The organism is Roseibium marinum (genome assembly GCF_002906165.1).
Taxonomy (GTDB): domain Bacteria; phylum Pseudomonadota; class Alphaproteobacteria; order Rhizobiales; family Stappiaceae; genus Roseibium; species Roseibium marinum.
This window is the reverse complement of the sequence record NZ_PPCN01000003.1, coordinates 115,105-134,882: the sequence shown is the minus strand read 5'-3', so window position 1 is coordinate 134,882 and position 19,778 is coordinate 115,105. Positions and strand designations below refer to the sequence as shown.

The window sequence follows — 19,778 nt, the reverse complement described above, 5'->3', positions numbered from 1 at the left end:
GGCTACAGGTTCAGTCTGATGGAAACAGAGCGCGCGTGCGCGCACAACCCCTCCGCTTCACCAAGGGCGATGGCCGCCGGGCCGAGCGCTCTCAGATTATCCGCGCTGCATTTGAGAACCGACGTGCGCTTGACAAATTCCAGCACCGAAAGGCCGGAGGAAAACCGGGCCGAGCGCGCCGTCGGCAAAACGTGGTTGGAGCCGCCGACATAGTCGCCGATGGCTTCGGGCGTGTAATGACCGAGGAAAACGGCCCCGGCATTGCGCACCTTTTTCAACAGCGCTTCGGGATCGGCCACAGCCAGCTCCAGATGCTCCGGCGCGATCCGGTTGGCGAGCGGCATGGCCGCTTCAAGACTGTCCACCAGAATGATCGCGCCGAAATCCCGCCAACTCGCGCGGGCGACGTCTTCGCGCGGCAGTGTCTTGAGCTGCGCCTCGACGGCGGTTTCCACCTGATCGGCCAGATCCGCGCTGTCCGTGATCAGGATCGACTGGGCAGCGGTATCGTGTTCGGCCTGCGCCAGAAGATCCGCCGCCAGCCAGTCCGCGTTGTTATCGCCGTCGGCAACGATCAGGACTTCCGAGGGGCCCGCGATCATGTCGATGCCGACCGTGCCGAACACCCGGCGCTTGGCCGCAGCCACAAAGGCATTACCCGGACCGACGATCTTGGCGACCGGGGCAATCGTATCGGTGCCATAGGCAAGGGCCGCGACCGCCTGGGCGCCGCCGATCCGGTAGATTTCCGTGACGCCGGCGATCCCTGCCGCCGCCAGAACCAGTGGACTGAGCACGCCGTCCGGGCTCGGCACCACCATGACGATGCGCTCCACGCCGGCAACCTTCGCCGGAACCGCGTTCATCAGCACGGAACTCGGATAACTGGCCGTTCCTCCAGGCACATAGATGCCGACCGCTTCGACCGCGGTCCACAGGGATCCCAGTTCCACGCCGAGCGCATCGGTGTAGCGGTCGTCCTTCGGCATCTGCCGGGCATGATGAGCGTGGATCCGGTCATGGGCGAGCTGCAACGCATCCAACGTTTCGCGCGGAACCTTTCCGGCGGCGGCTTCGATCTCCGCGGACGTGACCGTCAGCTCCGCCATGGCGGCCGCGTCCAGCCGGTCGAATTCGCGCGTGTAGTCCAGAACGGCCCGGTCGCCATGGGTGCGGACATTTTCAAGGATATCGCGGACGATGTGATCGACATCTTCCGACACTTCCCGCTTGCCGGCCAGCAGGTCCGCGAATTTCGCCTCGAAACCGGCGTCCTTGTCTGAAAGGCGTTGAACCACGCAACTCTCCATTATTTTGAGCGACAATTCTCAGCGGCTGTTATCAGCCCCAATTCCCGGTCCTGGCGTGCAGGCATTGGCGCAATCAATCCAGATCGTGCCGCGGCAGGTTGGGGGTCGACCAGGCAGCGCCGAGGTCGGAGAGCTGCGCCTCGATACATTCCACGTCCAGGATCAGGCTCGCGCCACCCGAAAAGGCAAGCTCGATCTGGCCGGACGGTTCTTTCTCGGGTTTGAAGGTCACGGCGAGCAGCTCCAGCACGGCGCCCTTGGCATCCTGGCGGATATTCTGCGCCTTCATGGCGTTGACCTGGGCAAAGGCCAGCGCCGAGCGGCGGCGCTCGTGTTTTTTAGACCGTTTGTCGGCCTGCTTGTCCCAGACAAAGCGGTTCACGACGAAAACCGCCTTGTTCTCCTTCGGCAGATAACGGATATCGGCGACGGTCAGGACGGCGTCCTGCAAATGGGCGGAGAGAACCTGAAGGTCCTCCTGATCAAGGGCGGCGAGTTTCAATTGATCCATAGCGGTCGAATTCTGCTCCCGTCATACATTTTCCGGCAAACCGCATATAAGCCCGGCCTGCCCGGTTCCCAAGGCTGTTGACGTAAAGGGGAATGAGGGATTTGGCAATCGGGAATAAGGCGCACCCCTGACCCGGACGGCTTTCCGGCTATCGCGCCCGCGCCTGCCCGTACCTGGCGGGACCTAGCTGGAAATCCGCTCGATCTGAGCGCCGCAGCGGGTGAGCTTGTCTTCCAGGCGCTCGAAACCGCGGTCTAGGTGGTAGACGCGGTTGACGGTGGTTTCCCCTTCCGCCGCGAGACCGGCGATCACCAGCGACACGGAGGCCCTGAGGTCGGTCGCCATCACCGGCGCGCCGCGCAGGGTGGAGACACCCTCGACAGTCGCCGTGCGGCCGTCCACATGGATGTTGGCCCCGAGCCGCGCCAGTTCCTGCACATGCATGAAACGGTTCTCGAAGATGGTTTCGGTGATCCGGCTGGCCCCGCCCGCCTTTGTCATCAGCGCCATGAACTGCGCCTGCAGGTCCGTCGGGAATCCCGGGAAGGGTTCAGTGGTCACATCGACGGGCTGAATGCCGTTGCCGTTGCGATACACCTTGATGCCGTCCGCCGTCTGGGTGATCTCGGCGCCGGCCTGGCGCAGGGTGTCCAGCGCCGTTTCCAGAAGATCCGACCGCGCGCCCCGCAGCAGCACATCGCCGCCGGTCATGGCGACCGCCATGGCATAGGTGCCGGTTTCGATCCGATCCGGCACGACGGCATGGCGCGCGCCATGCAGGCGCGGCACGCCCTGAATGCGGATGGTCGAGGTGCCCTCGCCTTCGATCTTCGCGCCCATCGCCTTGAGGCACTTGGCGAGATCGACCACTTCCGGCTCGCGGGCCGCGTTGACGATTTCCGTTTCGCCCTGCGCAAGCGTCGCGGCCATCATGATCGTGTGGGTGGCGCCGACGGAAACTTTCGGAAACTCGACGCGGGCGCCCTTGAGGCCACCGGGGGCCTTGACGACCACATAGCCGGCCTCGATCTCGATATCGGCGCCGAGCGCGGCCAGTCCGTCGATGAAGAAATCCACCGGACGGGTACCGATGGCGCAGCCGCCGGGCAGCGAGACCCGGGCTTCCCGGCAACGGGCGACCAGCGGGCCGACAACCCAGAAGCTGGCGCGCATCTTGGAGACCAGCTCATAGGGCGCGGTGGTATCGACGATCTCGCGGGCGGTGAGGTTCAGCGTCTGTCCGGCCAGGTCATCCTGGCCGTTGCGCTTGCCGTTCACCGAATAGTCGACGCCATGGTTGGAAAGGATCTGTGTCAGCTGCGCCACGTCGCGCAGGCGCGGCACGTTGGTCAGCGTCAGGGTCTCGTCCGTCAGGAGCGAGGCGATCATCAGCGGCAGCGTGGCGTTCTTGGCTCCGGAAATCGGGATGACCCCGTTCAGTTCCCTGCCGCCGACAACCTTGATACTGTCCATAGTCTTCCCCGAACCCGAACCGCGGACCGGCGCGGTCTTTTCCTGGAATCTCCCGCGTCCGGATGAACGCAGGCTCTGAATATTTCACGGCCGATCATCTTCATATAGAGCACTTAAGAACAAGGCTGATCCGGCCAAACTCACACAAGTCCTGCGATCTACACGCAACTTGTGGCCCATGCAAGGCAGACCATGGGCATTGCAGGGGCAATCAATCGGGCGAGCAATCGCCTTAATTGTCCCGTCAGTCCGCCTCACTCCTCCTTGCGGCTTTTGGCGGCGCTCTTGCGGCGGCGCAGGTTGGCCCTCAGGGCCTCGGCAAGACGCTCCTGCCGCAAAGTTTCCCTGTCCTTGCGAACTTCCTTGTCCCCGGTCCCGGCCGCCTCGCCGGGTTCGTTGGCAACCGGCTGGCCCGGCTGGTCTTTTTCGCTCATGGCAATGCGCTTCAAATGACTGGATCCCCTTCTCTTTACCAAGCCCGCCCTGCGGTGAACAGTCCGCTTTGTCGATATGCAGCCATCGCCTTCCTCCCTGCATCTGCCTTGCAACCCGGCCCAGCCTGTCGGATCGGGGGCTGACCTCTTCATCAAGTGGCGCGGTCCGAGTGTCGCATTTCCATCGGGCAGCGCATGTCGCCCCCTATCCGGCGTCGACACCCCCTTTTCGCTCCCGGCTCCCATATGAACCACCCCCGGCCCGACCGCACCCGATATCCACAGGCGGCAAAACCCGCGCCTTCGCAGCAGGTTACAGGGCGAAATCCGTCCCGTGAGGCGATGTCTTCCGCCGGCCGGATTCGAGGGTGGGAAAAAATCGAAATCACCGCTTGCGTCCCCGGCCCGCATATGGCAAAAGCGCCCTCAATCCGGTCGGCCCCGCTGATCGGACCAGGCATTTGCGTCCTTAAACCCGCGCTTTTCCCCTAGAAAAGCCCAAAGCGGCCCGCCTCAAAGACGCACCGGATGCTGCCGTAGCTCAGGGGTAGAGCACTCCCTTGGTAAGGGAGAGGTCGAGAGTTCGAATCTCTCCGGCAGCACCATCCAAACCATTGATTTCACATATTTTTTTGGTATTGACCTGAGTACACTACAGTCACTGCACCCCGGGGCCGTGTGAGCCTATACTCCGATTGCCCGCTCAGAATTTTTTACCAAAAACATTCCCATCGCCGCTCCCGCAATTATGAGGCCATGGACACTCCAAACTCACCGGATAGAAATTCCAGAGTTGCCGCATCGCGCAGTTTGCAGACGACATTCTGGTTGGCGAACACTCCCCGGAAAGTCTTTGCCTCAGTCAACGGAAATGCCCTGATCCAGTTCACGCCTACCGCATATTCAGCGAGGTCCTCGTCATCCCTGTCATGGGCGAGATTGGGTTGAACCAGATCGGCGGACAAAAGGCTGCCGGTTTCGGTGACAAAGTCCTTCACCATGACAGATGACGCGGTCACTTCGCCATAGCCAACATAGCCGCGCCCCTTCTGATAGGCAAAGATCTTGTCGCCGACGGACAACTGATCGAACTTGCCCGAATAGAGCCGTCCATTGCCTGCGGCGATGAAGCCATGACGGCGCATGTCTTCCCACGATCGGTGCTCGCTTTCACCGACATTGACATACCAATAGCCTGTCCAGGGAGCCTTGACCTTGGCGGCAGAACGCTCCTCGACCTCTTCCGGGTCCAAGTGCCAGTCAGTCGCCAGAAGTTGCCGTTCACCGTCCTGGAACACCCGAAACAACGCCGTGTTGATGGCCATGTCGTAGCGGTCGTAGAGATATTCAACGATGCGGGTCGTCGTGGGGTCGAGTTCACTCGCGATGATGACCAGTTGATGATCGCCGTTCAGTGTTTCCGGCAAGCTCCGGTCGAACCGTTCCCTGAAGGCAGCCGGCAGCGGCTTGGAAAGATAAGCATTGGCGATGTCGTGAACCTCACGGGTATGAAGCATCACCGCCCAACTGGCGTAGTCAAGGATCTGGGCCACGATCTCGCGCGGGGTACGATCCCGTTTCAGCTCGAGAATTACGAGATCGCCAGACGCATCCAGCCCCAGCAGGTCCAGCCGACCACGGTTGTCGATGGTTATCTGCCGACCGATGATCAGCACATCCAGCCCCAGAATCGCCGGATTTTCAGCCACCCAGGTTTCAATTTGATCTTCAGTCGCAAGAGACGCCTTGGCGATCGGCTTCAGCCTGCCTGCAGAAACTTCAAAAAGATTGCTCATCGAACACTCCCAGCCTATCTTTTTCGCTGTTACTGCAGATGCGCAATTAACCTAGACCAGTAGAGTTCACTTGCGCCAGCCATGGAAAGCTTTGCGTCCTCGCGACCGTCGCCCATCATCGAAAATCCCATAGACTTGAGATATAGGGACTGGTCATCGTGCTCAACAGTTAGGCTTTCATTCAAACTGTTGGTGTCTTCCGTAGTCCCCTCCTTGTAACTGATGGCGTCAGCGCCAAATGCACCGCCGCGGAATATTGTGCAGGAGGCTACTTCTTCACCCTCCCTGTAGATCTTGGCCTGGAATAGGTTCGCATTCACTTGCCTAAGCCGATGACTTATGCCCCCGTTCCTCTCGCATAACTCGTTTAGTGAACCCTCAAAGTACTTTGCGATATGTTCAAACGTCTCATCGAGAAACTGATCTTTGTCAGCTTGAGTGAACGACTTTTTGAGTCGAAGATTTGAGGAACGAGGCAGCGCGGACACCTTTGCCTCTACAGGTTCCGTTGCCTTCATATCTGCCTCAATCCATAAGTGCGTATCCAGCGAATCTTGTCCCAGATCCAATTCCTCGACCGCACGCCTAATCTGGTTAGAGACGTCTAAAAAGGCCTCATCCTCGTCCGGCCATTGAGTTATGGCCCTGCCATCCGTCGGCACTACTAAAAAGTCCGCCAACTCGGTATGCGTCCAGTCGCAAGGTCGCAAGATGACGGATATCAATCGCGCCTCGTTGTTCTTATGCCTCGCTAGTGCGCGGCTTTTCTCAATCTTGTAACAATAGTCTGAAGCAAGAAAGTCAGGGCTTATGAGCAGAAGAATGACGTCAGCTTCGTTCAGTTGCCGGTCTATTTCAAAGTTCAATCTTGTGCCGGGGGACATGCGCCTGTCGTGCCAAACCTCTATCAGCCCCTGCCGTTGCAACATGGTAAGTTGAACCTCAAGCCGATCTCGCAAGGCTTCATCTTGGTGGCTATAGGAAAAGAAAATCTTGGCCGCCATCTGCTCTCTAACCTCTGTCTTTCGCTCATTTTCGAGCGATTGCTCTTCTTCTGCCAGATCAGCGGGCCTTCAAGAGGTCGGCTAAGATCATACCCGGCAATCATTGAGAGCGAATTTCACAAAATAAAACTAAGAGAAGAATCAGCTGACTGTCCATAGTTCACGTCGCCCCCTTCCTCTCCCCCGCTAACGTCACCACAACCACAGACAACCACTAGGAATCAGATGTCCGCAGAACGGGTTCGCAGGATCAGATGAACAAGGCCGCGTGGGCAGCGTGTGACACGTTTCGGGGCGTGGTCGATCCGTCGATCTACAAGGACTATATCCTGACTATGTTGCTCCTGAAGTACATCTCGGATGTGTGGAAGGACCACGATGAGGCCTACAAGGCAGCGCATGGCGATCATCCCGAGCTGATCGCGGCGATGATGAAGGACGAGCAGTTCGTGCTGCCGGAGGGGCCAGCTTTGATGCTCTCCATGCTCAGCGCCACAAGGCCGGGAACGGGGAGCGGATCGACCGGGCTCTTCATGCCCTTGAGGAAACCAATGGAACGAAGCTGAGAGACGTTTTCCAGGACATTTCCTTCAACGCCAACAAGCTGGGCGACGAGGAGCAGAAGAACGACATCCTGCGTCACCTGATGGAAGACTTCGCCAAGCCGACTCTGGACATGCGGCCCTCGCGGGTCGGCACTCTGGATATTATCGGCTGGGCCTACGAGTTCCTGATCTCCCGCTTCGCCGCCACGGATGGCAAGAAGGCCGGGGAGTTCTACACATCCGCCGAGGTTTCACAGCTCATGGCCAGGCTGGTGGAACCCCAGGAAGGCGACGAGCTCTGCGACCCGACCTGCGGGTCCGGCTCCCTGCTCCTGAAGTGTGCCCGTGAAATCAGATCAGGCAACGGCAAGCCTCCCTTTGCATTGTTCGGTCAGGAGGCCATCGGATCCACCTGAGCGCTCGCCAAGATGAACATGTTCCTGCACGGCGAGAGCAACCACCAGATCGAGTGGGGCTACTCGCAGTCAATATTGCGAGCGCCCTTCAGGCGCCGATGCGATCAGAGCCGAAAGCTCCGGTTTCGAGCGTCTACCGCACCTCAGCGATCAGCAATATACCCTCTGCCACGAGCGCTGGCCGGTCGGACCCTTTGAGCTCAATTGTGGACCGGATTTCGATACGAACGCTTGTGCCTCTCTGGCTGGCTCCTACGACCTGCTGACGTAATCGGACGTTGGATCCGACTGGAACCGGCGCCGTGAAGCGCACGCTGTCATAGCCGTAATTGAGACCGGCGCCGCGTCTGGCGATGGAAAAGAGCTGGCGCTGCAGGCGCGGGATCAGGGCCAGAAGGAAAAGCCCGTGGGCGATGGTGCGGCCGTCCGGCTGTTCGCGGGCGGCGCGCGCCTCGTCGATATGGATCCAGTGATCGTCGCCGGTCAGCTTGGCGAAAGCGTCGATCTGCTGCTGGGTGATCTCCGTCCAGTCCGTCACACCAAGGTCCGCACCGGCATGAAGCGCGAAATCCATTGGTTCGGCCAAGCAAAGCATTTTGATATCCTCCCCCAGGATCGACAATTTGTCCGGTGCATAAACTCAATAAAATATAATTATATATTTTTATTCGCGCAAGCGACCGGTTCCGGTCACTCGAAAGAGCGATACCAACGAGAAGGCGAGAGATTGCAGGGTTGCTCATTCATGTGGAGCAAGGGAGAATTTAATTAAAAATCATATAATTGACTTTTATAATTTCGCCCCATAGCGTGGGGGCACCTCCGGAGCCCGACCGGATTGAAATTCCGTTCACCGCCGACCGCGCCAACGCGCGTGCGTCCACGGTTCAAGCCGAGGCCAGCAAGCCGCCATGCCAATCACCGACGACATGATAATCGAAGCCACCGGGGAGCTCTATTCCCGCTCGCTCAGGAAAGTCCCTGAAGATGCAAAGGCAGCGCTGGCCGCCGCCATGCAGACGGAAACCAGCGAAACCGCGCGACAGACCCTCAAGTTTCAGCTCAAAAGCGCCGAGATGGCCGAAAACAAGGACAGTTTCGTCTGTTCCGACAGTGGTGTGCCTGTCTATTTCGTCAAGGTCGGCAGCAAGGCCGAGCTTGACTGTGATTTCAAGGCGTCCATCCGAAGAGGCTATGAAACACTGGTTGAGACCATCGATCCCCCGCTCCTGAAACACGTCACCAACCCGATCACCCTGGAACGCGGTTATCACGGCAAGGACATGCCGATCGTGACCTACGATTTCGAGAGCGGCGTCGATTATGTCGAGATGGTCTGCTCACCCAAGGCGCTCGGGTCGGGCCGCTGGGCCGCTCTGGAACTCTTCACCTTCCCCACCCTTGAGGAGATCGAGACCTATATCCTGGATGTCGCGATCAAGGCCGGCGCGCAGCATTGCCCGCCTGTCCTCATGGGTGTCGGCATCGGGGGAACCTTCGACCATTGCGCGGGTCTCGCCAAGAAACAGACCCTGCGGCCGATCGGCGAGAAGAACCCGGACCCCGTGCTGGCGGCGATGGAGGCGAGGCTGACCAAAGCCATCAACGGGCTTGGCTTCGGACCGATGGGAACAGGCGGCGACACAACCGTCCTGGGCGTACATGTGGATTTTTCGAGCGGGCATGGTTTTACCCCCGTCGCTGTGTGCTTCAACTGCTGGATCAACCGCCGCGCCCGTGTGCGTATCTGGGGAGACGGACGCATGGAGTGGTCGGAATGAGCGTAACCGAGCATGAGCTGACCCTGCCCCTCAGCCATGAGGCGGCGCAAAAGCTGAACCTGGGGGATTTCGTCTATCTGACGGGGGAAATCTTCGCCACCGCGGGCCTTCCGACCCATGACCGGCTGCTGAAATGCCTGGAGGGCGCCGAACCCTTGCCGTTCGACATGAGCGGAAGCGCGCTCTTTCATCTTGGCAGCCTGAACGAGGAAGCCGAGGACGGTTCGCTCAGCATTGTCTACATGAACCCCACGACCAGCACCCGCTTCAACCGGCATATGCCCCGCCTCATCCCCGGGCTTGGCCTGCGCGCGACCGGCGGCAAGGGCGGGCTGGATGCGGCCTGTGCCCGCGCCATGGCGGAGAACGGCTGCGTCTATCTTTCGTTTCTGGGGGGCGGCGCGCCGATCATCACCGCCGGTATCCGCAAGGTCACCGGCATCGGCTGGCCGGAAATGATCTCGCACTACCGGATCGCCCGGATCGAGGTCGAACGCCTCGGCCCCCTGACCGTCGGGATCGATGCCCGGGGCAACAGCATCTACGACCGGACCTCGAAAGAATCGCTCGAAAAGCGGGCGTCCATCCTGGACGCGATGCGCGCCGAGCGCGACAGCTTCGAAGCCTGAAAGGCCTCAACCGGGACCTGACGCCCGGTGCGAACGACCGGTCAAAAACGTCCGTCAGAAGGTAAAGAGTGCCTTCAAAACCGGTCGTCCGATCCCGCCCTGAAGATCAACGCTCCATTGCGTTGGCGCGGAGGGGAAGAAAAAACTTGCGCCACCGATGAAAAAAGTTAAAAACTATATTACTAGCTTTATGAGATCGCAGGAAAATAATGCGCGTGTCATCGGGCTCGAATAGGGAGGTTTACCACATGCCGAGTTTTCACTGGAACAAAATTCGCCGCACGCTTGCCGCAGGCGTCATCGGCGGGCTCGCGGCCGTTTCCGCAGGGGCCGCCATGGCCGAGGATTATCCAACCCGGCCGATTACGATGGTCGTCGGTTTCCCGCCAGGTGGATCGACCGACGTTGTCGCACGTATCCTCGCCGGACACATGGCCACGACACTGGGTCAGCCCGTTCTGGTCGAAAACCGGCCGGGCGCCGGTGGAACGGTTGGCATTTCCCACGTCGCCGCTTCCGCGCCCGATGGCTATACGCTGGGTGTCAGCGGCGTCGGCGCATCGATCCTGATCGACGCCCTGGGCCGCGATTCCGGTTATGACATCGACAATGACCTTGACGTGATCGGCGTCATGGGAACCCTTGGCCTCGTCATCGTCGGCCGCAACGGACTTGAGTCGCAAACGCTGCCGGAACTCATGGAATACGCCAAGGCAAATCCGGAAGCCCTCACCTATGGCAGTTCCGGGGTCGGAACACCGGGTCATCTGGCGATGGAATATCTCAAGAGCCTCGCCGGCGTCGACATGCTGCATATCCCCTACAAGGGAAACACGCCGCTGTTGAACGACGTCGTGGGCGGGCACGTCGATATCGCCATGCTGACGACCCCGGGCGCGGCCGAGCACGTCCGTGCCGAGAATATTCAGCCTTTCGCCGTATCCTCGCCCGACCGGTCCTCGCTCATGCCCGATGTGCCTACCGTGATCGAAGGCGGCTTTGAAGGCTACACCGCTACGCTTTGGAACCTTCTGGTGGCGCCCAAAGGCACACCTGCCGATGTTCAGGCAAAACTGTCAGACGCTCTGAATGAAGCAATGAAGGATATCCGCGTGGTCGGTGAATTCGCCACGAAAGGCCTGGCACCAACGATCACCAGCCCGGCAGAAGCAACTCAATTCCTTGCCGATGAACGCACGAAATGGAAAAGTGTGATCAAAACTGCGGGTGTAACGAAAAAATAAGAATAAAATGGAGTGTGGCGGTTGCGGCCGCCTCGCTCCGCACGCCAGGATTCAGAGAACTCCATGAAAACCGTATCGCTTCGGCTTGTCGTTGCCGCACTTCTGGCTGGAATCGGCCTTACCGCCCTCGTCGTCGGATCGACCTATGACCTTGGCTCGGCCCGCAGAATGGGCCCCGGTTACTTTCCAGTGGTATTGTCTGCCGTCCTGGTCCTGCTCGCCCTGGCGGAAGGGGTGTCCGCCATCGTGAAGCGCGACCCCGAAAACCCCTCTTCCAAAGTCGACTGGCGGCCTTTGCTGGCCATCCTGAGTGCCGTTGCGGGGTTCGCGATTACGATTGCGTTCTTCGGCCTGATCCCGGCCTTCTTCGTAGTCATCGGCCTCTCGACCCTTTCGGAGCGCGGCTATGGCTGGAAGCCTGCGGTTATCCTCTCGATCATAACTTGCATCGGGGCCTGGTTGTTGTTCTCGCAGCTTCTGGGAATGGCCCTGCCGCTCTTCCGCCTGGGGCTTTAACCGATATGTTTGAGAATATCCTCCTGGGTTTCGCGACCGCTTTCACGCCGGAAAATCTGGCTTACTGCTTCCTCGGCGTCTTCCTTGGCACATTCATCGGCGTCCTGCCCGGGCTGGGCTCCCTCGCCGCAATCTCGATGCTGCTGCCGTTGACGTTCTATCTCGAACCGACAACCGCCCTGATCATGCTGGGCGGGATCTACTACGGCGGCGAGTATGGCGGCTCCATCGCCTCGATCCTTCTGAATCTGCCCGGAACCCCGTCGGCCGCGGTGACGTGCCTCGACGGCAATCCGATGGCCAAACAGGGCCGCGCGGGAGTCGCCCTTTTCATCACCGCGATCGCCTCCTTCATCGGCGGCTCCGTCGGCATCGTGGCGCTCATGGGATTTGGCCCGTCCATCGCCAGGCTCGGACTTGGTTTCAGCCCCGCAGATTATTTCGCGCTCATGCTGTTGGGTCTCGTGGCGGCGGTGACTGTCGGTGGCGGCTCCGTGATCAAGGGCCTCATCATGGTCGTGCTGGGCCTGTTGTTCGGAACGATCGGCACCGACGTCACAACCGGCGATTTTCGCTACACCTTCGACTTTCTGGAACTGCGCGACGGGGTTAGCCTGGTCGGCATGGCGATGGGCCTCTTCGGAGTCTCGGAGGTTATCAGTTCAATTCGTGGTTCGAAAACCCGCACGATCACGGAAAAAGTCACGGCGCGCAGCATGATACCGACCCGTGCAGACATCCGCAAAACATTCGGCCCGATAGCACGCGGCAGTTCCATAGGCGGATTCCTGGGAGCCCTTCCCGGCGCTGGAACGGTGATCGCGGCATTCATGGCCTATGCGACGGAAGTCCGCCTCGCGAAAGACAAGACGCGCTTCGGCAACGGTGCCATCGAGGGCGTCGCCGCTCCGGAGTCCGCTAACAACGCCGCCGCCCAGACGGCCTTCATCCCGACCCTGACGATCGGCATTCCAGGCAGCGCGACCATGTCAATCATGCTGGGGGCGCTTATGATCCATGGCATCTCGCCGGGTCCGCTGCTGATTTCCGATCATCCAACCGTGTTCTGGGGACTGATAGCAAGTTTCTGGATCGGCAACGTGTTCCTGCTGGTCCTCAATATTCCGCTGATCGGCCTGTGGGTGCGCGTTCTGCAGTTCCCCTACAAATACATCTATCCGGTGGTGATCGCCCTGATATGTATCGGCGTCTTTTCGATGCGCACCAGCGTCTTCGACGTCAGCCTGGTGGTGATTTTCGGGGCCCTGGGCTATCTGTTTCAAAAAACAGGCTATTCACCTGCACCGCTTATTCTCGGTTTCGTCCTTGGACCGATGCTGGAAGAAAACCTGCGCCGCGCAATGCTCATGGCACGGGGCGACCCGGTACGCATGGTCTCGGACCCGCTGACGGGATCCCTCCTGGCCATTTCGGCGCTGATGCTGGTGTGGGCTGTGCTCGGCGGGATTCGAAACATTGTCGCGGTACGCAGCAAGGCCAAATCGGTCCCCCTCGGGGAGGGCTAGATCATCCTGTTGATGCCGGATCATTCGGACCGGAGCGAGGAGACTGGAGTTATCACACTTCAAATCTTCCCGCGGAGCCGGACGGAGTTGCACTGCCGGCTTGGCCGGCCAGACCATCCCGCGCCGCGTACGTTACCGGCGTGACAAGCGAAATCCGTTCGTTCCGCATGGCATACAGCAAGGCGCACTCCCGTTACCGGAACCGCGGGCGCGAATCAAATCAATGAATCATAATTATATATTTTTGCTTGTGCAAACGATCCTCCACGGGGTACTTACGCAAGGAACTCAACGAGGAGAAGCATGATGGCCGGAACACTCAGCCACATCCGGGTTCTGGATTTCAGCCGCGTCTTTGCCGGGCCATGGGCGGCCCAGATGCTGGCCGATTTCGGCGCCGATGTCGTCAAGGTGGAGCATGTGAAAGGCGGCGACGACGTGCGCCGCATGGGCGTGCCGCATCTCGGCACCGACGGTGAACCCACCGGCGAAACGTCATCGTTTCTGGCCATGAACCGAGGCAAGCGGTCACTCGCCCTGGATCTTTCGAAGCCCGAAGGCCAGGAGATCGCGCGCCGGCTGATCGCCGATGCAGATATCCTGATAGAGAATTTCAAGACCGGTACGCTGGCACGCTTCGGGCTGGATTTCGAAACGGTGGCAAAGCTCAATCCCAGGCTGGTCTACTGCTCGATCACCGGCTTCGGTCAGACTGGCCCCATGAAACACCTGCCGGGCTACGATCCGATCTTTCAGGCGATGAGCGGCCTGCTCAGCATGACCGGCATTGGCGACGGCAAGCCCGGCGCGGGCCCCGCCCTGGTGGGCTATTCGATCTCCGATATCACCGCGGGGCAATACGCGGTCTCGGCCATCCTCGCGGCATTGAACCAGCGCGACGCGGTGTCCGGTGAAGGGCAGTTCATCGACATCGCGCTTCTCGACACGCAGATCCACGCCGCCTCACACATGGCGATGAATTACCTTTCGTCGGGCACGCTGCCGCGCCGCAATGGCACCGCCTCGCAGATCACATGCCCGTGGCAGGTGTTCGACTGCGCCGACCGGCCGATCATGATCGCCATCGGCAACGACGCGCAATTCGCCCGCTTCACCGAATATCTGGGCCTTGAAGGTATTGCCGAGGACGAACGCTTCGCCACCAATCTGGCCCGCGTCCGCAACGCGGATACCCTGGTGCCGATGATCGCCGGCAAGCTGGCCGGGAAACAGGCCGACGCCTGTTATGCGGAGCTGGAAGCCATCGGCATTCCCGCCGGGCCGCTCAATACCTTCGATGATGTCTTCCGCATGGAACAAGTCGAGGCGCGCGGCCTGTTGCAGGAAATGCGGCACGAGACCGCCGGGCGTGTGCGCTATGTGGCCAATCCGGTGAGGTTCTCGAACGCGGACATCGTCAATGCCGTGCCCCCTCCCCGTTTCGCCCAGCATACGGATGAAATTTTGACCGGACTTGGCCTGGATGAGAGCCAGATCGCCGCGCTGCGCGACGCCGGCATCGTGAAATAGGAGGCTGCCATGAGTGGAGCAATGAACGAGGACTGGCAGGAAAACGCGCGGATGATCGTGGACAGCGCTCGCGCAGTCGTGCCTGCGGACGGGAACCTGGACCGCATCCGCAAGGCCCGGTTCCACGGATCGGGATTTGACCGGGACGTGATGCGGCAGGCTGCCGAACTCGGCTGGCTGCTGATGCGGGTCAAGGAAGACTCTGGCGGGCTTGGCCTTGGTATGCGCGAGACCTGCGCGCTGATGGAGCTGCTGGGTGGCGGGCTGGTGCCCGAGCCGGTGCTGTCTTCCATCATGGCGGCATCCCTGCTGCAAGAAGCGCTGCCCGAGGCGGCCCTGGCCGGCGAGGCGGTGATCGTCACCGCCTGGCAGGACCGGACAGGGGCTCAGGATTGGCGGGGCGGCTCAGCGGGCGGCAGACTGCTGGGTCAGAAACTCAATGTGCCCGGCGCCGCGGGCGCGGATCTTTTCGCGGTGATCACCGGCGACGGCATTGCCGTGGTGCCGCGCGATGCGAACGGTCTGACCGTTGCCGGCGAGGAAACACTGGATGGCGGCCGAACGGGTCTTCTGACCTTCAACGGCGTCGAGGTGGATTTCCTCCCTTGCGACCGGGTCGAGCGGGTTCTCCAGGATGCCCGGCTCGCCCATTCGGCCTATCTGCTCGGTCTATCCGAAAGGGCACTTGCAATCACGCTGGACTACTTGCGGGTGCGCAAGCAGTTCGACCGTCCCATCGGCAGCTTCCAGTCGCTTCAGCACCGGGCAACCGAAATGAAGATACGGCTGGAACTTGCCCGCGCGGCGATTTACGCCACCGCGCGCCGCTTCGATACAGGCGCCGATGACCGGACCTGCTCCCGGGACGCGGCCCGCTGCAAGCTGCGCGCCGCGGACCTGGCGATGCTGGTCGCGCGCGAGGCGGTTCAGATGCATGGCGCCATGGGGATCACCGACGAAGCCGATATCGGCCTTTACGTACGCAAGGCCATGACCGAGGCCAACCTTTTCGGCGGTCCGCGGCAGCAGCGCGCGACCCTGGCCGCCTTGCTCGATCAGGAGGACGCCGCATGATTTCCCTGCCCGATTACAACGCCATGAACGATGCGGATTTCCGCCAGACCGTGCGCAGCTTCGTGGAGGAGAATTACCCCGACATCCCGCGCCATGCCCTCAGCCGTCTGCACTGGGAGGAGGTTAAACCATGGTACCTGATCCTGTCAGAACATGGCTGGATCTGCCCAACCTGGCCGCGCGAGAATGGCGGCATGGGGCTGAACGCCGGCAAGCATCTTATCCTGATTGAGGAATTCGAGCGCTACGGCTGCGCCCGCGTCAACGATATCGGTCCGGTCATGCTGGGGCCGCTGCTGCTGAAATACGGTACGGAGGCACAGAAGGCGTATTTCCTGCCAAATATCCTTTCGGGCGACCACATCTGGGCGCAGGGTTACAGCGAGCCGGGCGCTGGATCCGATCTGGCCGCGGTGCGCTGCGAAGCCGTGCTGGACGGCGGCGAATGGGTGATCAACGGCCAGAAGACCTGGACCACGCTGGGAATGGACGCCAACTGGATCTTCATCCTCGTCCGTACCGACAAGACGGTCAAGAAACAGGCGGGGATCAGCTTTCTGCTCGTGCCGATGGACGCACCGGGCGTAACCATCCGCAACATCTTGAACCTGGAGCTGGAAGCGGAATTCTGCGAGGTTTTCTTCGACGATGTCCGGGTGCCCGCGGATCATATCCTGGGCGAAGTCAACCAGGGATGGACCGCCGCCAAGGCGCTTTTGGGCCATGAGCGCGTGTTCATCGGCGCGCCGCGCCTCTCGGCCAGCGCGATGTCGCGGCTGAAGCGGATCGCGCGGCGGGCGGGGGTCTGGGAAGATCCGGTTTTCCGCGATCGTTACGTCGCGCTGCAATGCGATGTCATGGACCTTACCGACCTCTTCGAAACCTATGTGGACAAGCTGCGCGGCGGCGAAGACATCGGCGCCGACGTTGCCATGCTGAAGATCTTCCAGAGCGAGCTCTATCAGAGGATTTCCGATCTGATGATGGAGGTAGCGGAAGAGGAGTCCGGCCTGCGCCTTCCTCCCGAAGCGGACAGGCAGCTTCACGCCGCCGCCACCTACCTTTCAGCCCGGCCCACAACAATTTTCGGCGGCTCGACCGAGGTCATGCGCAACGTGCTGGCGAAGGCTGTTCTCGACCTGCCGAGCTAGCGCCACAGGCCGCTCGAACCCTATATAAGTTATAAGATTGACTTTTTATGTTTTATCACTACGGTTACAGACAATTCAGGGCGTCCATGCAACGTCGGACCTTTCCGGGCTTCCCGCCCTGGCAGAGGTGATGAGAATGGGCTTCCTCAAAAGATCTGCTTTCGCGGCAGACGTGAAAGGTGTCGAATGACCGGACAAATGACCGTTCCCTTGCCCGGTGGCGGCCAGATCAATGCCCGGTTCGACGGGCCGCGGGACGCACCCCTGGTTGTGTTCTCCAACTCGGTCGCGACCGACCTTTCCATCTGGAAGGACCAGGTTGCCGCGCTTTCGGGCCGTTACCGCGTGCTGCGCTACGACCAGCGCGGCCACGGGGCATCCAGCGTTCCCGAGGGCCCCATGAGCTTCGACGACTACGGCGCCGACCTTCTGGCGCTTCTGGATGCCTGTGACGTCACCAGTTGCACATTCGTGGGACTGTCCATGGGGGCCCCCACCGGCCTTGCCGCTCTTGCCGCGCGGCCCGAACGGTTCAGCGCCTTCGTGGTGGTGGACGGGGTTGCAAGGAGCGGAGCCGGACGCGAGGCCTTCTGGACGGAGCGGCGTGAAACCGCCCGCGCCGAAGGAATGGTGAGGATCGCCACCGACACAGTCGCCCGCTGGCTCCCTGGTATCGACGCTGAAGCGCAGAAGGCGCAGGACCTTACCGCCATGATCGCCGCCACGCCCGTGGAGGGTTATGCCGCCGCTACCCAGGCGCTGCAGAGTTACGACTACAGCGCGGTCCTGCCCTCACTCACATGCCCGTTTCTGGGCATTGCCGGCGAGAAGGACGGGGCAATGCCCGAAACGATCCGTGCTCAGTTCAGCTTGGTGCCGAACGCGCAATTCACAGAGATCCCCGGTGCGGGCCACGTGCCCAATTTCCAGGAAGCCGATGCTTTCAATGCCGCGCTGCTTGCGTTTCTCGGCGTTCACGCCGCGGCCAAAACCAAGGAGCTCCGTTGATGCCCGGCCCGCTTTCGCATGTACGTGTCCTGGACCTCAGCCGAATCATGGCGGGTCCGTGGTGCGGCCAGATCCTCGCTGATCTGGGGGCCGACGTGATCAAGGTGGAACGTCTCGGCGCGGGCGACGACACCAGGCGCTGGGGTCCGCCCTTCCTGAAGGACAGCGAAGGAAACCCTACGCAGGAAGCCGGCTACTACCTTTCGGTGAACCGCGGCAAACGCTCGGTGGAGCTCGACCTGAAAAGCAAGGAGGGCCGTGACGCGGTGCGCGCGCTGGCGGCAAAGAGCGACATCCTGCTGGAAAACTTCAAGACAGGGACGCTGGAGCGGATGGGCCTCGGCTACGAGGACCTGAAAGAGGTCAATCCGGGTCTCGTCTATTGTTCTGTCACCGGCTTCGGCCTGACAGGTCCCCAGGCCCAGGACGCAGCCTATGATTTCATGATCCAGGGCATGGGCGGACTGATGAGTGTCACGGGCGGACCTGATGGCGAACCGGGCGGCGGTCCACAGAAGGTCGGTGTACCCATCGTCGATATCATGACCGGCATGTATGCCGCCATCGGCGTGCTGGCGGCTCTTTCGAACCGCGACAAGACCGGCAAGGGCGAGCATATAGACCTTGCGATGCTCGACGTGTCGGTGGCGATGCTGGCGAACCAGGCGATGAACTTCCTGGTCTCCGGCCAGAAGCCGGTTCGACGCGGCAACCGTCACCCGAATATCCAGCCGCAGAACGTCTATCCGGTCGCCGACGGCTTTATCGTGCTCGCGGTGGGCAACGACGGGCAGTTCCGCAAGTTCTGCGAGGTGATCGGGCAGGCGTCTCTGGCCGACGAACCGAAATTCGCCACCAACGCCGCCCGTGTCGAAAACCTGGAAGAGCTGGAAGGCATGTTGATCGAGGCGCTCGCCGGCCGGACGATCGCCCAGTGGTGCGAAGCCTTTGCCGCCGCCGGTGTGCCCTCCGGACCGATCAACACGATCGACCGTGTCTTCGAGGAACCGCAGATACAGCACCGCAAGATGCTGCGCGACATTCCGCACCCGCTGTCAGGTACGGTCAAGCAGGTGGTCAACCCGCTGAATTTCCGCAACGCGCCGCTGTCCTTCGACAAGGCACCGCCATTGTTGGGCGAACATACCGAAGAAGTGCTCTCGGCACTCGGACTTGGAGAGACGCAGCAATGAAGAATGGCCATGGCACAACTATCGGCGGCGGACGGATCAGCTTTCCGACACCCGAAACCATGAGCGAGGCGCAGCGCACAGTCTATGAGCAGATCGTTTCCGGTCCGCGGCGGACGCTGGTCGGGCCCTTGCGCGCGGCATTGCACAACCCGGTTCTGGCGGACCGCTGGCAGCGGCTGGGACAGGTGCTGCGGTTCGAGACATCGTTGCCGACGCGCCTGTCGGAGCTGGCCATCCTTGTGACCGCACGACGCTGGAACAGTGGGCTGGAATGGACAATCCATGCCAGCGATGCCGCCCGCGCCGGACTGAGCGCCGGCATCATCGAATCCATCCGGCTCGGCGGAACACCCGCGTTCGGAACGGATGCCGACGGCCGCGACGTTTATGCCTTCGCGGGCCAACTGGTGCAAAAGGGAGACGTCGATCCGGACACCTATGCCCGGATCGTTTCCCGCTGGGGGGAAGTCGGCGCCGTCGAACTGACCGCAGTGATCGGTTATTACTCCATGGTGGCGATGACATTGAACGTGCACCGCATTCCCCTGCCCGAGGGAATGACATCCTCCCTTCCCGTGGAACCCGGCAAACTGGCGGACATCCCCGGCACCACCGACGCCTGACACCCAGACCAGGA

The 19,778-nt window shown here is 61.1% G+C and carries 20 protein-coding genes and 1 tRNA gene; 14 read left to right on the top strand and 7 right to left on the bottom strand.

The window, feature by feature from the left end; genetic code table 11:
* Nucleotides 1-2: 2 nt before the first annotated feature.
* The 4 genes from hisD to CLV41_RS09740 all read right to left on the bottom strand — a co-directional run bounded on the left by hisD (nt 3) and on the right by CLV41_RS09740 (nt 3,728).
* The gene (gene hisD / locus CLV41_RS09755; protein ID WP_208987440.1) at nt 3-1,310 is read right to left on the bottom strand and encodes a histidinol dehydrogenase; all 1,308 of its coding nucleotides are present in this window, start codon (nt 1,308-1,310) and stop codon (nt 3-5) included.
* Between the two features lie 73 nt (nt 1,311-1,383).
* Entirely contained in the window at nt 1,384-1,821 is a 438-nt protein-coding gene (locus tag CLV41_RS09750) for a DUF2948 family protein (RefSeq protein WP_103222143.1), read from the bottom strand.
* A gap of 183 nt (nt 1,822-2,004) precedes the next feature.
* Nucleotides 2,005-3,294 carry a UDP-N-acetylglucosamine 1-carboxyvinyltransferase gene (murA, locus tag CLV41_RS09745; protein WP_103222142.1) on the bottom strand — a complete coding sequence of 430 codons (1,290 nt, stop codon included), beginning with the start codon at nt 3,292-3,294 and terminating at the stop codon, nt 2,005-2,007.
* Between the two features lie 254 nt (nt 3,295-3,548).
* Nucleotides 3,549-3,728 carry a hypothetical protein gene (locus tag CLV41_RS09740; protein ID WP_103222141.1) on the bottom strand — a complete coding sequence of 60 codons (180 nt, stop codon included), beginning with the start codon at nt 3,726-3,728 and terminating at the stop codon, nt 3,549-3,551.
* A gap of 530 nt (nt 3,729-4,258) precedes the next feature.
* Here CLV41_RS09740 and CLV41_RS09735 point away from each other — a divergent pair.
* Nucleotides 4,259-4,333 (top strand) — tRNA-Thr (locus CLV41_RS09735).
* Between the two features lie 141 nt (nt 4,334-4,474).
* On the opposite strand, the gene CLV41_RS09730 is transcribed toward CLV41_RS09735, so the two are convergent.
* Nucleotides 4,475-5,524: a PDDEXK family nuclease gene (locus CLV41_RS09730; protein WP_103222140.1), complete on the bottom strand. Its 1,050-nt coding sequence runs from the start codon at nt 5,522-5,524 to the stop codon at nt 4,475-4,477.
* 29 nt (nt 5,525-5,553) lie between these two features.
* Nucleotides 5,554-6,528 (bottom strand): toll/interleukin-1 receptor domain-containing protein, encoded by a 975-nt coding sequence (locus tag CLV41_RS09725; protein WP_103222139.1) that lies wholly within the window; start codon nt 6,526-6,528, stop codon nt 5,554-5,556.
* Nucleotides 6,529-6,782: 254 nt separating this feature from the next.
* Between CLV41_RS09725 and CLV41_RS28090 the strand changes: the two genes are divergently transcribed.
* The gene (locus CLV41_RS28090) at nt 6,783-7,094 is read left to right on the top strand and encodes a type I restriction-modification system subunit M N-terminal domain-containing protein (protein ID WP_235867102.1); all 312 of its coding nucleotides are present in this window, start codon (nt 6,783-6,785) and stop codon (nt 7,092-7,094) included.
* A gap of 80 nt (nt 7,095-7,174) precedes the next feature.
* Nucleotides 7,175-7,489, top strand: a complete 315-nt coding sequence (locus CLV41_RS28085) for an HsdM family class I SAM-dependent methyltransferase (protein ID WP_235867101.1) — start codon at nt 7,175-7,177, stop codon at nt 7,487-7,489.
* Nucleotides 7,490-7,622: 133 nt separating this feature from the next.
* Here CLV41_RS28085 and CLV41_RS09715 read toward each other — a convergent pair whose 3' ends face one another.
* Nucleotides 7,623-8,084, bottom strand: a complete 462-nt coding sequence (locus CLV41_RS09715; protein WP_103222138.1) for a MaoC family dehydratase — start codon at nt 8,082-8,084, stop codon at nt 7,623-7,625.
* A 316-nt stretch (nt 8,085-8,400) separates the two neighbouring features.
* On the opposite strand from CLV41_RS09715, the gene CLV41_RS09710 reads away from it, so the two are divergent.
* From CLV41_RS09710 to CLV41_RS09660, 11 genes are all read left to right on the top strand, one after another.
* Entirely contained in the window at nt 8,401-9,270 is an 870-nt protein-coding gene (locus CLV41_RS09710; protein WP_103222137.1) for a fumarate hydratase, read from the top strand.
* Nucleotides 9,267-9,899, top strand: coding sequence for a fumarate hydratase C-terminal domain-containing protein (locus CLV41_RS09705; RefSeq protein WP_103222136.1), 633 nt, complete (start codon nt 9,267-9,269; stop codon nt 9,897-9,899). Before CLV41_RS09710 ends, CLV41_RS09705 begins: the two co-directional genes overlap by 4 nt.
* 248 nt (nt 9,900-10,147) lie before the next feature.
* On the top strand, nt 10,148-11,143 hold the full coding sequence (locus tag CLV41_RS09700) for a Bug family tripartite tricarboxylate transporter substrate binding protein (RefSeq protein WP_170107156.1): 996 nt from the start codon (nt 10,148-10,150) through the stop codon (nt 11,141-11,143).
* Between the two features lie 63 nt (nt 11,144-11,206).
* Nucleotides 11,207-11,659, top strand: coding sequence for a tripartite tricarboxylate transporter TctB family protein (locus CLV41_RS09695; RefSeq protein WP_103222134.1), 453 nt, complete (start codon nt 11,207-11,209; stop codon nt 11,657-11,659).
* Nucleotides 11,660-11,664: 5 nt separating this feature from the next.
* Nucleotides 11,665-13,185 (top strand): tripartite tricarboxylate transporter permease, encoded by a 1,521-nt coding sequence (locus tag CLV41_RS09690; protein ID WP_103222133.1) that lies wholly within the window; start codon nt 11,665-11,667, stop codon nt 13,183-13,185.
* A gap of 306 nt (nt 13,186-13,491) precedes the next feature.
* A complete protein-coding gene (locus CLV41_RS09685; RefSeq protein WP_103222132.1) occupies nt 13,492-14,715 on the top strand; it encodes a CaiB/BaiF CoA transferase family protein in 1,224 nt (407 codons plus the stop codon).
* Between the two features lie 9 nt (nt 14,716-14,724).
* Nucleotides 14,725-15,789: an acyl-CoA dehydrogenase family protein gene (locus CLV41_RS09680; RefSeq protein WP_103222131.1), complete on the top strand. Its 1,065-nt coding sequence runs from the start codon at nt 14,725-14,727 to the stop codon at nt 15,787-15,789.
* The gene (locus tag CLV41_RS09675; protein WP_103222130.1) at nt 15,786-16,940 is read left to right on the top strand and encodes an acyl-CoA dehydrogenase family protein; all 1,155 of its coding nucleotides are present in this window, start codon (nt 15,786-15,788) and stop codon (nt 16,938-16,940) included. Before CLV41_RS09680 ends, CLV41_RS09675 begins: the two co-directional genes overlap by 4 nt.
* A gap of 186 nt (nt 16,941-17,126) precedes the next feature.
* A complete protein-coding gene (locus CLV41_RS09670) occupies nt 17,127-17,948 on the top strand; it encodes an alpha/beta fold hydrolase (RefSeq protein WP_103222129.1) in 822 nt (273 codons plus the stop codon).
* Entirely contained in the window at nt 17,948-19,141 is a 1,194-nt protein-coding gene (locus CLV41_RS09665) for a CaiB/BaiF CoA transferase family protein (RefSeq protein ID WP_103222128.1), read from the top strand. Before CLV41_RS09670 ends, CLV41_RS09665 begins: the two co-directional genes overlap by 1 nt.
* Nucleotides 19,138-19,764, top strand: coding sequence for a carboxymuconolactone decarboxylase family protein (locus tag CLV41_RS09660; RefSeq protein ID WP_103222127.1), 627 nt, complete (start codon nt 19,138-19,140; stop codon nt 19,762-19,764). The genes CLV41_RS09665 and CLV41_RS09660 overlap by 4 nt, the downstream gene beginning before the upstream one ends.
* Nucleotides 19,765-19,778: the final 14 nt, after the last annotated feature.